The organism is Streptomyces montanus, assembly GCF_005786655.1.
Classification (GTDB): domain Bacteria; phylum Actinomycetota; class Actinomycetes; order Streptomycetales; family Streptomycetaceae; genus Streptomyces; species Streptomyces sporangiiformans.
The window spans coordinates 93,909-106,614 of sequence record NZ_VBZC01000023.1; the positions used below are offsets into that span (position 1 = coordinate 93,909).

Below are 12,706 nucleotides of genomic sequence, written 5' to 3' on the forward strand. Positions count from 1 at the left end.
TTCCCTCTTACGGAGAACAGTTGTTAACTGCATGGCATGAGTCACACCCTCGGCGTCCGGCAGGCCAAGAAACAGAAGACCCGGCAGGCGCTCCTGGACGCCGCGCTGGGCCTGCTTGAGGAACAGAGCCTCAGCAGTCTGGGCCTGCGCGAGGTCACCCGGGCCGTCGGCGTCGCCCCGACGGCCTTCTACCGGCACTTCCAGTCGACGGCGGATCTCGGCGTCGCCCTGGTCGAAGAGGCGCTGGGCAGCCTGCACCCGATGATCGCCGGCACGGTGTCCGCGGCCGGCGACGGTGACGAACGCATCGACCGCGCCGTCGGCCTGATCGCCCGTCATGTGCGCGAGTACCCCGCACACATCCGTTTTGTCGCCCGCGAGCGAAACGGCGGGGTGCAGAAGGTCCGGGCCGCGATCGCGGAGCAACTGGCCAGGTTCACGGGCGAGGTGAAGGCCGAACTGGCCAAGCACCCGGAGTCGGCCGGATGGAGCGACGACGACCTGCTGATGCTCGCGGGCCTGTACGTCGACCAGATGCTGATGACCGCCTGCAACTTCCTGGAGGCGCCCGCCGAGGAGCAGGATCAGGTGGCCCGGGTGGCGACCCGCCGGATGCGACTGATCAGCATCGGCCGCCGCCACTGGCCCGGATGACAGAGGGCGCGTACGACATCTTCGTACGCGCCCCTCGTCGTCCCGCGGCGAGCAGCCGGCGTCAACCCTGAGCCTGCTGGTCCTGGCCCTGGCCCTGGCCCTGGCCCTGGTCCTGGTCCTGGTCCTGATTCTGGTCCTGATTCTGGTCCTGATTCTGGCCCTGGTTCTGCCCCTGCTGCCCACCGGGACCGCAGCCGCCGCCCTGCCCACCACCGGGGCCACCGCCGGGCGCACCCGACGGCATGCCGGAAGGGGCACCCGACGGGGCCTTTCCGGTGGGCGCACCCGAAGGTGCGCCGGAAGGCGCATCCGTCGGCGCACCCGAAGGCGCCCCGCTGGGCTTCCCCGACGGAGTCCCGCTGGGGGCGCCGGACGGAGCCTGGCAGTTCTGCTGCCCCGACGTGCCGTTACCGCTGCCGCTGCCCGAGGACGAGGACGAGGAGTCGCCCGAGCCACAGGCCGTGAGAAGGAAGGGTGAGACGGCCAGCAAGGCCACCGCGGGGGCGAGGCGTACACGATTCATGAGGGCAACTCCCGGATGATGAGCGGATTCTGAGACGCCGCATGCAATCAACCGCCCATAGGCCTGACTTGGGCCCGCGCTGTGCCCCGCCTGTGGTTACGGCAAAGGCCGACCCAACACATACGGCCTGACCTGCGCTTTCTTGTGCAGCCCTCAACTCCCCCGCTGGTACAGCTCCGTGACAGAGGCCGCCACTGAGGCCAGTTCCTCCCGGACCTCCGGCGGCGAGAGCACCTCCAGCCGGTCCCCGAAGGCGAGCAACGGCCGCGCCTCGCCGACCACTCCGATCGCGAGCCGGGCGGTGACCCATGGGCTCACGCCGTCGTCCTCGGGCGGCTCGGTCAGCGCGCCGCCGTGGAGGCGCAGGAAAAGGCCGAAGCGCTCACGCCTGACCCGTACCGTCACGTCGATCCCGCCCGGCCTTTCCTCGACCTGGCGCCGCAGCACCTCCCAGGCGTCGGCGAGTTCGACCCCGGGACGGCGCTTCACCGGTTCCTCCGTGAGGCGGGCCGAGCGCACCCGGTCGGCACGGAAGAGCCGCGGACCGCCGCGCCGGTCGGCGACGAGGTACCAGACGCCCGCCTTGGAGACGAGCCCGTACGGGTCCACGGTGTAGGTGCTGTCCTCCGTGTCGTCGCTGTGGCGGTAGCGCAGCCGCAGCCGGCGGTCGGCGAACACCGCGTCCTGGAGCGTGTCGAGGTCGACGGCGGGCAGCGGGCCGCCCTTCCAGCGGGTGGCGTCGACGAGGATGCGGCGGCTGGTGACCTCGGCGGCGGGCCGGTGCGGCGCGGGCAGCGCGGCCATCACCTTGCGCAGCGCCGAACCGAGGGCGTCGTCGAGACCGAGCGCGGCATGCGCGCCCTGGGCGGCGAGGATGAACAGCGCACGGGACTCGTCGGCGGTCAGTCCCGTGACGTCCGTACGGAAACCGGCGAGCAGTTCGATCCCGCCGTGCCGCCCGCGCTCGGCGTAGACCGGAACGCCGGAGGCCGACAGGGCCTCGACATCCCGGTAGATGGTGCGCACCGACACCTCTAGCCGCTCGGCGAGTTGATGCGCGGGCACACGGCCGTGCGTCTGCAGGAGCAGGAGGATCGAGAGCAGCCGGTCGGACTTCACATGCCCAGGATCCCGGTCAGAGCCTGACCCGCGCGAGCTGCCGGGACTGCGCCACCAGCCGGTCCGCACTGTCCCAGACCTCGGCGTCCTCCTCCAGGAAACCGCCGGCGAGATTCCGTGTGGTGATCGAGATCCGCAGCGGTCCGGGCGCCGGGCGGCAGCGTATGTGCACGGTCAGCTCGACAGTCGGGACCCAGCCGGACAGGCCCAGTTCGAAGGCGGTCGGCGGCAGCGCGTCGACCGCGAGCAGCAGCGAGAACGGATCGGCGTCGCGGCCGTCGGCAAGCCCGAACCAGGACCGCATCTCGCCCTTGCCGGAGGGTGCGCCGAGGGCCCAGCCCAGGGTGGCCGGGTCGAGCTTGAGCATCAGCCGGTCGGCGATGGCGGAGCTGCCGGTGACGGGAGTGGGCGAGTCGGCAGGGCCGAAGCACTGCTCCAGGGGCGGAATCGTGGGCGGCTTCGCCGTCGTACGGACGTCGTCGGGCAGGGAGCCCAGGTCCCCGTAGGAGGCGAGGACGCGGATCCGCTCGACCTCCCGGCCCGCGTCGTCGTACTGGAACAGGGACGCCTGGCCCGTCGAGAGCGTGCGGCCCGTCCGTACGACATCCGTGCGAACGACCGCCGGACCAGGCTGTGATGCCGTCAGGTAGTGCGCGGAGATCGTGAACGGATCGCCGTGCGGCAGGGTGTCCGCGAGCGCGCGCCCCAGGACGGCCAGCAGATAGCCGCCGTTGACGGCGTTGATGATCGTCCAGCCGGCGGACAGGTCGATGTCGTAGACACCTGGCTCGCGCCGGGTGACCGCCGTGTCGCGGTCGAACTCGCTGTCGCCGATCGTGGCTCGGACGGCCTGCATGGAAGCTGCTTCTGACATGGTTGAACCGTACAACAGAGATTACTAAGCAGTAGCTTTTTGTGTTGCGGCTGCGTGACATCTCACACCGCTCACTTCGCGCCCCGCAACGCAAAGAACGGGAGAGCGCCGTGACCTGCGCTCTCCCGTTCGCGTACTGCTCGCGCGTCCTACTTGTCGGTCGACTCCGGACGATCGGTGGTCTTCTCCACCGAGGTCTCCTCCACCGCGGTCTCCTCCACCGCGGCCTCGGAAGCCTCTTCCGCCGCTGCCAGCTCGGCCGCCGTGCCCACCGCGACCAGGTCGACCGCCTCCTTGGCCGCCGACAGCAGCACGGTGTCCTGCGGTGCCTGGTCCTCGGCGTTCTCCGGGTGGTGACAGGCGACCTGCTGACCCGGCTTCAGCTCGAGGAGCGGCGGCTCCTGCTTGGTGCAGATCTCCGTCGCCTTCCAGCACCGGGTGTGGAACCGGCAGCCGCTCGGCGGCGAGATCGGCGAGGGCACATCGCCCTTGAGCAGGATGCGCTCGCTCTTGGCGGACCGTCGCCGGGGGTCCGGGATGGGCACGGCCGACATCAGCGCCTTGGTGTACGGGTGCATCGGCGCCTTGTAGAGCGACTCGCGGTCCGCGAGCTCCACGATCTTGCCGAGGTACATCACCGCGATACGGTCCGAGACATGGCGTACGACGGACAGGTCGTGCGCGATGATCACGTACGTCAGGCCCAGCTCCTGCTGGAGGTCGTCCAGCAGGTTCACGACCTGCGCCTGGATCGACACGTCCAGCGCCGAGACCGGCTCGTCCGCCACGACCAGCTTGGGGTTGAGCGCGAGCGCGCGGGCGATGCCGATGCGCTGGCGCTGGCCGCCGGAGAACTCGTGCGGATAGCGGTTGTAGTGCTCGGGGTTGAGGCCGACCACCGACAGCAGTCGCTGGACCTCCTTCTTGACACCGCCCTCGGGCTCGACGCCCTGGAGCTTGAAGGGGGCCCCGATGATGGTGCCGATCGTGTGGCGCGGGTTCAGCGACGAGTACGGGTCCTGGAAGATCATCTGGACGTCACGGCGCATCGGGCGCATACCGCTGACCCCGAGGTGCGTGATGTCCCTGCCCTCGAACTCGACCTTGCCGGCGGTCGGTTCGAGCAGCCGGGTGATCAGCCGGCCCATCGTCGACTTGCCGCAGCCCGACTCGCCGACGACGCCCAGGGTCTCGCCCGCGCGCACCTCGAAGTCGATGCCGTCGACCGCCCGCACCGCGCCGACCTGCCGCTGGAGCAGGCCCTTGCGGATCGGGAAGTGCTTCTGGAGCCCGGTCACCTTCAACAGGGTCTCGCCGGCGCCGGCGTCCTTGGTGAGGGTCGCGCCCTTTGCCGCGCCGTCGCTCTGTGCAGGGATGCTCACTGCGTTGTCCTCTGCGTTCTCGCTCACAGCTTCGGCGCAATCTCTTCGGTCCAGATACGCTCCCGCTCCTCCTGCGTCATATGGCAGGCGGCCCAGTGCTGGCTGCCGACCTCGGACAGCTCGGGGCGGACCGTGCGGGTGACGTTGTCCTTGGGGACGTCCGCGTACGGGCAGCGCGGGTTGAAGGCGCAGCCGGACGGGATGTTGATCAGCGAGGGCGGGGAGCCCTTGACCGGGATGAGCCGCTCCTGCTGGTCGCGGTCCAGGCGCGGCATCGAGCCGAGCAGCCCCCAGGTGTAGGGGTGCCGGGGCTCGTAGAACACCTTCTCGGCGGGACCGCGCTCGACGCACCGGCCGCCGTACATCACCAGGATGTCGTCGGACAGCTCGGCGACGACGCCCAGGTCGTGGGTGATGATGATGACCGCGGAGCCGAACTCCTTCTGCAGGTCCCGGATGAGGTCGAGGATCTGCGCCTGGACGGTGACGTCGAGGGCGGTCGTCGGCTCGTCCGCGATCAGCAGCTCGGGGTTGTTCACCAGCGACATCGCGATCATCGCGCGCTGGCGCATACCGCCGGAGAACTCGTGCGGGTAGTTGTCGACCCGCTTGTCCGGCTGCGGGATGCCCACCCGGTCGAGCATCTCCACGGCACGGCGCTTGGCGGTCTTCTTGTCGACGTCGTGGTGGATCCGGTACGCCTCCACGATCTGCTGGCCGATCGTGTAGTACGGGTGCAGCGCCGACAGCGGGTCCTGGAAGATCATCGCCATCTCACGGCCACGCAGCTTGCGTACGTGGTCGGGGTCGGCGGAGAGCAGTTCCGTGCCGTCGAGCCAGATCTCGCCGGAGATCCGCGCCTTGCGCTTGCCGTACTGGCCGGCGGTGTGCAGGCCCATGATGCCGAGCGAGGTCACCGACTTGCCGGAGCCTGACTCGCCCACGATGCCGAGGGTCTTGCCCTTCTCCAGCGTGAAGCTGAGCCCGTCGACGGACTTGACCAGGCCGTCGTCGGTCGGGAAGTGCACCTTCAGGTCGCGGACTTCGAGGAAGGCGGTGGGGGCGGCCGAGTCACTGGCGACAGGCTCGGTCATCGCCGCCCCGGAGCTCTTGCTGAGTTCGGTCATGCGAGCCTCACTCGGGGGTCGATCACGGCGTACAGGATGTCCACGACGAGGTTCGCGATGATCACCGCGAGGGAGGTGATCAGGGTGACGCCGAGGATCACGGGCAGGTCCTTGTCGCTGATCGCCTTGAGGACCGCCTGCCCGAGGCCGGGAAGGCTGAACGTGGTCTCGGTGAGGATCGCGCCGCCGATCAGGGCGCCGAGGTCCATGCCGAGCATGGTGAGGATCGGGGTCATCGTGGAGCGCATCGCGTGCTTGCCGATGACGACCGGCTCGCGCAGACCCTTGGCGCGCGCGGTGCGGATGTAGTCCTCGCCCATGACCTCCAGCATCGTGGCTCTGGTGATCCGGGCGTACATGGCCGCGTAGAGGAAGGCGAGGGTGACCCAGGGCAGGATCATGCCGCCGATCCAGCCGCCGAAACTCTCCTCGATCGGTACGTACTGGGCGTCGAGCCAGCCGAGTCCGTAGCTGAAGATCGCGAGCGACAGCAGACCGGTGAAGTAGATCGGCAGCGAGACGCCGGCGAGGGCGACGACCATCGCGCTGCGGTCCCACAGGGTCCCGCGCTTGAGCGCGGAGAGCACGCCCGCCGCGACACCGAACAGCAGCCACAGCACGGCGGCACCGAGCGCGAGCGCCAGGGTCACCGGGAAGCGGTCGGTGAGCACCGGCCAGATGGCCTGCTCGTTGCGGAAGGAGTAACCGAAGCACGGCGCCGCGCAGTTGGTCACGTCGCCGCCCGCCGCGTACGTACGTCCCACGAAGAGGCCTTTGAAGAACTCCCAGACCTGGACGAGGATCGGGTCGCCGAGGCCCAGCTTCTGGCGCACCGCCTCGATGGCCCCGGGGTCGGCCTGCTTGCCCACGAACATCGTGGCCGGGTCCACGCCCGCCCACTTGGGGACGAGGAAGAAGATGCAGAAGACCACCAGGATGATGACCACCAGCATCACTGCGGCGGCGAAGAGCCGCCTGATGAGGTAAGCGAGCACTGCTCTCGGCCCGGCGGCGGACCGTGGGCCACCGGAGGTCTTCCGGTGGCCCACGATCACACCGCGCCGGCCTTCACCTGCCTTTCGTGCCGTACGGCGGGTGTGCCGGTCGGGTTTACTTCTTCAGGCCCAGGTTGACGAAGTCGTACTGACCGCTGTAAGCGTCGGTCGTGTACACGTTCGCCAGCCGGTCCGAGCGCCAGTTGATGAACTTCTCGAAGACGAAGGGCAGGTAGTAACCGCCCTCCATCACCTTGTGGTTGATCTCCGTGGCGATCTGTTCCTTCTTCGCGTCGTCCAGCTCCTTGACGTAGTCGTCGAAGAGGCCGTCGATCGTCTTGTCGTTGATCATCGCGAAGTTGTTGTTACCGCTCTCGAGGATGTACTTGCTGTCCCACAGCGGCAGACCGAAGCCCTGGACGGACGGGAAGTCCGGACCCCAGCCCATGATGATGATGCCGTAGCCCTTCTTCTTCACGTTCGAGGGGCTGCCGATGATGCCGGAGCTCTGCGCACCGTCGTACTGGTCGATCTCGGCGGTGATGCCGATCTTCTTCAGCGACGCCTGCAGGGACTCGGCGGTGGCCACCTCGACCGGCTTGTTGTTGCGGACCGCGATGGTGGTCTTGAAGCCGTTCGGCTTGCCGCAGGCCTTCAGCTCTTCCTTGGCCTTGGCGACGTTGCCCTTCTTGTTGGCACCGGCCATCTCGTACGGGTCGTACTTCTGGCCCTCGGAGCCCGGGACCGACGGCGGGAGCATGTTGGTGCCGATGTCGCCACCGGCGATCGGGCCGCCGCGAGCGGTCTGCAGCGACTCGTGGTCGGCACCGTAGAGCACGGCCTTGCGGCAGTGGATGTTGTCGAACGGCTTGACCGTCTGCGGGAAGGTCGCGTAGCGGATGTAACCGGACACCGGGTTGTCCAGGTTGCCCTTGTGCTCCTTCAGGGCGGTGGTGCGGCCCTGCGGGGACAGACCGGTCTGGTTGATGTCCAGGTCGTAGTCGCCGTTGATCAGACGCTGGTCCATGTCATTGGCGTTGGTGAACAGCGTCAGCGTGATCTTGTCCGGGTACGCCTTGCGGATCGGGTCCGAGGACTGCTTCCAGTTCTCGTTGCGGACCAGCGTGAGCGACTTGTTCGGCGTGTACGACTGGAACTTGTACGGGCCGGACGAGAACGGCTTCAGCCCGTACTTGGACTTGGTGTCCTTGTCCTGGCGGACCGGGGACGCCGAGGTCATGGCGAGCACTTCTTCGAAGTCGGAGTTCGCCGCGGGCAGGTTGAAGACGATGGTCTTGTCGTCGGGCGTCTCGATCGCCTTCAGACCGAGCTTGTCCGGGGACGTGTCCTTGTAGGGGCCCTTGTACTCGCCCTTGGGGTCGAGGATGTCCTTCACGTAGACCGGACCGCCGGACAGCACGTCCTGCGCCCACACGCGCTCGATGCCGTACTTGACGTCCTTGGAGGTGATCGGCTTGCCGTCCTCCCAGGTGATCCCGTCGCGCAGCGTGTACGTGTACGTCTTGCCGCCGTTGGTGATCTTCGCCGTGCTGGTGGCGAGGTCCGGGGTGAGCTCGGTGCCCTTGGCTCCGGGCTCCGTCTTGCTGGTCACCAGCTGACGGCTGTAGTACCGCATGAAGTTCCAGGCCATGCCGTAGTAACCACGCGTGGTGTCCCACGAGTCGGCGTCCTGGGCGCCGGCGAACTTCAGCGTGCCGCCCTTCTTGGCGAGGGAGGCCTGCGCGACCTTGTTGTTCGCGGCGTCGTAGCCGGCCGCGCCGTTCTTCGAACCGCCGTCGTCGTTGCCGCCGCCGCACGCCGCCGTGGACAGCAGCGCCGCGACCACGGCTGCGGCAGCCGCGGCCTGCTTGCGCCGCCCTGTGGTTCGTTGGGTAGTCACTCGGATCCTCCGTGTGTATAGCGGCCCGTCGACAGATGACGGGCCCTGGGGGTACGGCAGTTCAGCGAGAACCCTTCGGGTCGAGCGCATCGCGTACGCCGTCGCCGAAGAGGTTGAAGGCAAGGACGGTGATGAAGATCGCTACACCCGGGATCACCATGTAGGTGGGGTCCGAGTCGTAGTAGTCGATCGCCGAGGAGAGCATCTGTCCCCAGGAGGCTGTGGGGGGCTTGACGCCCACGCCCAGGAAGCTGAGCGCCGCTTCGGTGAGGATGTTCGTCGGGATCATCATCGTCGTGTACACGATGATGGGCGCGACGAGGTTGGGCAGCAGCTCCTTGAACAGGATGTACAGCCGCCCGGCCCCGAGACTGCGGGCGGCCTCGACGTACTCGCGCTCACGCAGCGAGAGCGTCTGGCCGCGCACCACGCGTCCGACATAGGGCCAGCCGAAGAAGCCGATCACCAGGATCATCACGAAGATACGCACGCCCGTGCCGGTGAGGCCGAGCATCTCGTTCGGCATGACCGAGACCAGCGCGATGATGAACAGCAGCTGCGGGAACGCCAGCAGACCGTCCATCACCCGGCTGATGAGGGCGTCCAGCCAGCCGCCGAAGTAGCCGGCGAGGACACCCAGAACCGTGCCGATCACGACCGCGACCAGGGCGGACAGGAAGCCGACCAGGAGCGAGATGCGGGCGCCGTAGACGATGCGGGCGAACACGTCGCGCCCGTTGACCGGTTCGACACCGAAGAGGTGGTCCCCGCTGATACCGCCCAAGGACCCCTTGGGAGTCGAGAAGAGAGGGTCGATCAGGTCCTCGTGGTGCGTCTCGGGGTCCTGCCCGACCAGGTTCGTGATCACCGGTGCGAGCAACGCGATCGCGATCAGGACGAGGACGACAACGCCGCCCGTGAGAGCCAGTTTGTCGCGCTTGAGGCGCTCCCAGGCAATCCGGCCGAGGGAACGCCCCTGTACCGACTTGGCCTCGGCGGAGCCGGCTGTCGCCGCCTCCTCGGCAGCACTCGGGGCCGCTTCCGCGGTCGGCTCGTGCAATGGTGCCGTCATCGTGGCAGCGACCCCTCTCAAACCGGCGGTAGCCGGCCCCCACATGCCGCTGTAGCGGCGTGATCTGTCTGTCGAACGCAGGGGAGAACACCCCTGGAGCCGGAGTCTTCAACGGTTCAGCGATCTGTTGCCAGACTTGGCGGTGAATGGATGCCTAAACGTGATGCTGTCTGGGGTGTTCCGTTATCCGGACTGCCGATAACGGGAGGCGGACGGGGGATAGTTGGGGCGTAAGGGGCTCACTACCCCATTTACCCGCGTAGATTTGGACAATCTACGCGCGGTGACTCTCGGCAAGCGGTACAACCGGTGCAAGCGGTTTTCGAGGGACAGACGGCGGACCGGGCTCAGTACGTGCCCGGGAAGCCACCCGTCGCCGGGGCGGGGGCCGCATGGGCCTCCCGGTCGTAGAACGGCCGCGCGTTGGCCCGCATCCACATGGCCACCGGGTCGTACCCGTCGGACATCGCGACGGTCGACACCGGCAGCCCGTCCGGCACGGCGCCGATGGACTGCTGCATCATCGCCCGTACCGAGTCCACGGCGGGCGGACTGGTGTCGTACACATCGAGGCCGATGGCGAGATACGGCGCCCCGAGCGCCGGCTGCACCCAGGCGCGGCGCAGCGAGCGCACGGCGGCGGTGCGATGCGCGTTCTGCGCGAGCAGGGCGTAGAACTGCGGGAGTTCGATGCCCGGTTCGGCCATCCTGAGCGGGCCCGCGGGCTGCCGCTCCAGGCCGGTGGCGATGCGGCGCAGGTCGAGCCAGGGGATGCCGACGCCACCGCCGGGCGCGTGCGGGTTCAGCCAGAGGCCGTAGTGGTCGGGGTAGAGGGTGCGGGCCACGTCGAGGCCGTCGACGACCTCGTACGAACGGTTCCAGCCGCTGGCCGAGAGTTCCTGGGCGGAGGTGACGCAGGGCGCGTAACTGAAGCCCTCCACCTCCATGTTCCCGTACTGGGCGTCCGGCGACCCGGCCTGGCCGTGCCAGAGCAGCATCCAGACCTGACCCGCGGAGGGCGTCGCGAGCGCCCGCAGGAGCGCCTCGTAGGCGTCGTAACGCCCGGGCGTCACCTGGCGCAGCATGTGCTCGACCTGCCCGGCCGCGGCTGTGCCCGACGCGCTCACCCTCTACCGCCCCTTCGCGACATACCTGTCAACATGCCCCACAGGCCCGGCGTGCGTCATGTACTTGAAGCGCGCACCACCCGACCGAGCCATTCTGCATCGTCCGGGGCCGATGCACTCACTGGCGCCTCAGCCGTGGGCCGGACCCCCGAGCGAAAGACCCCCAACCCCGACCGAGCCATGAAACCAGCTTAGGTCGCCATCCTGACAGCGGCTCGGCGCACGCGGCCGCGGCTGTGACCCCGTGGCGTCAGTGTCCGTGCCGATGGAAGGGGCGCACGCGGGCGCGCATCCAGTCGCCCACCGGGTCCTGCGCGACGTCGAGGAACACGAGGTTCACAGGCGGCGCCACCGGCACCCGGGCGAGCGCCCGCCCCAGGGCGTCCAACGGGAGCGCACGCGCCCCCTCGTCCCAGGAGATCAGTTCGACGCCGATGAACATCACCGGGTCGCCCCCCTCGATGCTCGCCAGGCAGCGGCGGGCACTCAGCACGACACCGGTTCCCGCGAACTCGGCCGAGGCGGCGGCCAGGAAGTCCACCGGGTCCTCCTGCCAGTCGGGCTCGAACAGCCGGACCCGGCCGCCGCTCGCGGGCCCGTCCAGCTCAGTCCGTCCGGCCCGGCACAACGCGGCGACGGCGGGCGGCGGCAGGGGCACACCGACCGTGCCGTCCGGATTCACCGCGATGCCCACGTGCGGCGGCAGTCCGCGCGCGAACTCCACGGCGGGCGCGATGGTGTACGACATGTGGTCGCCCACGATCTGCCGGAACTGCTGCTCCGAGCTGAAGACCGGAACGTACGCCTGTCCGTCGAGCTCCATCATCGGCAGGTCGAGCGGGCCGCTGTGCGGGCCGCCGCCGTTGGGCAGCGGCACCCAGAGGAAGCTGCGCCCGAGGACCTCCACGATGCGGGCACCCGCCGAGGGCGCCGCGGGCCCCCCGGGAGCGCCGAGGGACGCGGCGAGCACCTCCTCCAGCGCGTTGCCGGGCCAGCCGGCATGCGGGTGAGGGTGCGCCTGTACCGGTATGTCCATCTGCGTAACCATCTGCTCGGAACCTCTGCTGATGGGGGTAAACCCTATCGCCTGCGGAGCTTTCACCCCACGCGGCGTCCAGTGGGGTTCAGCCACCGAAGGGGCGCCGAAGGGACTCAGTCGCCGAAGTCGATCCGCCGCAGCACGTCCGCCGCGGCACGGTCGACGAGAACGGCCGAGTCGCAGCCCTCCGGCAGGTCGCCCTCCTCGACGGAGCGCAACAGCCGGTCGACCGCGCCGCGGTGCCGGGCGAAGGCGTATCGCGAGACGCCGCGGCCGCGCTCGCGCTGGCCGTCCAGCGCGGTGTCCGGCGGGACGTCGAGCAGCAGCAGGTGCAGCGTGCCGCCCCGGCGCCTGGCTTCGCGGGCGATCCAGTTGCGCACCCAGGCCTGGGTGCCGCAGTCGTGCACGACGACCCCCTCACCGGAGCGCAGGGCGCGGCGCAGGCCCGCGTAGTGCGCGGCCCGCACGAGGGGGCGGTAGACCGCGTACGGCACAAAGCGGGACAGACGGCGGTCCCAGCGGTCGCGGGTGTCCTGCGAGTCGATACGGAGGCCCGTCACGGCGCGGCGCATCAGGGTCGACTTGCCGCTGCCCGGGAGGCCCGTGACCACGACCAGGTCGGCCGCGCCGAAGCGGAGGCCGTGCGGACTGTGTCCCGCACGGTCCCGCAGATCGCGGACGACGGGCGCCGGGAGCGGGCCGCACGCCTCCCTGGCCGGGGCAGCGGGCTGCTTGGGCAGTGCGACGGCCGCACCTGTCGCGTACACCGTGGTCCTGTTCACGCTGATCGTCCTCCCCTTGGGGTCGGGAGACCCATCCCCGTCGAGTGTAAAGAGAAGGTAATGCGTGCCACCTGTCATTTTGGTTCTCGTCCTGCCACAGCCCCGTCACAGA

Annotated in this window: 12 protein-coding genes; 1 reads left to right on the plus strand and 11 read right to left on the minus strand. The window is 69.0% G+C overall.

Annotation, left to right across the window (positions count from 1 at the left end; translation table 11 throughout):
- The first annotated feature begins 36 nt into the window (after positions 1-36).
- On the plus strand, positions 37-654 hold the full coding sequence (locus tag FE633_RS21800; RefSeq protein ID WP_138046839.1) for a TetR family transcriptional regulator: 618 nt from the start codon (positions 37-39) through the stop codon (positions 652-654).
- 61 nt (positions 655-715) lie between these two features.
- Here FE633_RS21800 and FE633_RS21805 read toward each other — a convergent pair whose 3' ends face one another.
- From FE633_RS21805 to FE633_RS21855, 11 genes are all read right to left on the minus strand, one after another.
- A complete protein-coding gene (locus tag FE633_RS21805; protein ID WP_246113757.1) occupies positions 716-1,177 on the minus strand; it encodes a hypothetical protein in 462 nt (153 codons plus the stop codon).
- A gap of 153 nt (positions 1,178-1,330) precedes the next feature.
- On the minus strand, positions 1,331-2,296 hold the full coding sequence (locus tag FE633_RS21810; RefSeq protein WP_138046840.1) for a helix-turn-helix transcriptional regulator: 966 nt from the start codon (positions 2,294-2,296) through the stop codon (positions 1,331-1,333).
- Positions 2,297-2,312: 16 nt separating this feature from the next.
- On the minus strand, positions 2,313-3,170 hold the full coding sequence (locus tag FE633_RS21815) for a thioesterase family protein (protein WP_138046841.1): 858 nt from the start codon (positions 3,168-3,170) through the stop codon (positions 2,313-2,315).
- 149 nt (positions 3,171-3,319) lie between these two features.
- Positions 3,320-4,552, minus strand: a complete 1,233-nt coding sequence (locus FE633_RS21820; RefSeq protein ID WP_246113758.1) for an ABC transporter ATP-binding protein — start codon at positions 4,550-4,552, stop codon at positions 3,320-3,322.
- Between the two features lie 23 nt (positions 4,553-4,575).
- The gene (locus tag FE633_RS21825; RefSeq protein ID WP_138046842.1) at positions 4,576-5,679 is read right to left on the minus strand and encodes an ABC transporter ATP-binding protein; all 1,104 of its coding nucleotides are present in this window, start codon (positions 5,677-5,679) and stop codon (positions 4,576-4,578) included.
- The gene (locus FE633_RS21830; RefSeq protein ID WP_138046843.1) at positions 5,676-6,674 is read right to left on the minus strand and encodes an ABC transporter permease; all 999 of its coding nucleotides are present in this window, start codon (positions 6,672-6,674) and stop codon (positions 5,676-5,678) included. The genes FE633_RS21825 and FE633_RS21830 overlap by 4 nt, the downstream gene beginning before the upstream one ends.
- Before the next feature lie 115 nt (positions 6,675-6,789).
- Positions 6,790-8,574 (minus strand): ABC transporter substrate-binding protein, encoded by a 1,785-nt coding sequence (locus tag FE633_RS21835; protein ID WP_138046844.1) that lies wholly within the window; start codon positions 8,572-8,574, stop codon positions 6,790-6,792.
- A gap of 61 nt (positions 8,575-8,635) precedes the next feature.
- Positions 8,636-9,646 (minus strand): ABC transporter permease, encoded by a 1,011-nt coding sequence (locus FE633_RS21840; RefSeq protein WP_138046845.1) that lies wholly within the window; start codon positions 9,644-9,646, stop codon positions 8,636-8,638.
- 347 nt (positions 9,647-9,993) lie between these two features.
- Positions 9,994-10,773: an enhanced serine sensitivity protein SseB C-terminal domain-containing protein gene (locus tag FE633_RS21845; RefSeq protein WP_138046846.1), complete on the minus strand. Its 780-nt coding sequence runs from the start codon at positions 10,771-10,773 to the stop codon at positions 9,994-9,996.
- 250 nt (positions 10,774-11,023) lie between these two features.
- A complete protein-coding gene (locus FE633_RS21850) occupies positions 11,024-11,809 on the minus strand; it encodes an enhanced serine sensitivity protein SseB (protein WP_138046847.1) in 786 nt (261 codons plus the stop codon).
- A 116-nt stretch (positions 11,810-11,925) separates the two neighbouring features.
- Positions 11,926-12,600, minus strand: coding sequence for an AAA family ATPase (locus tag FE633_RS21855; protein WP_246113764.1), 675 nt, complete (start codon positions 12,598-12,600; stop codon positions 11,926-11,928).
- Between the last annotated feature and the right edge of the window lie 106 nt (positions 12,601-12,706).

Bases quoted from the DNA above. Each gene is read 5' to 3' on its own strand.
- FE633_RS21805 (WP_246113757.1), bottom strand. From the start codon at position 1,177: ATGAATCGTGTACGCCTCGCCCCCGCGGTGGCCTTGCTGGCCGTCTCA.
- FE633_RS21840 (WP_138046845.1), bottom strand. From the start codon at position 9,646: ATGACGGCACCATTGCACGAGCCGACCGCGGAAGCGGCCCCGAGTGCT.
- FE633_RS21800 (WP_138046839.1), top strand. From the start codon at position 37: ATGAGTCACACCCTCGGCGTCCGGCAGGCCAAGAAACAGAAGACCCGG.
- FE633_RS21850 (WP_138046847.1), bottom strand. From the start codon at position 11,809: ATGGACATACCGGTACAGGCGCACCCTCACCCGCATGCCGGCTGGCCC.
- FE633_RS21825 (WP_138046842.1), bottom strand. From the start codon at position 5,679: ATGACCGAACTCAGCAAGAGCTCCGGGGCGGCGATGACCGAGCCTGTC.
- FE633_RS21815 (WP_138046841.1), bottom strand. From the start codon at position 3,170: ATGTCAGAAGCAGCTTCCATGCAGGCCGTCCGAGCCACGATCGGCGAC.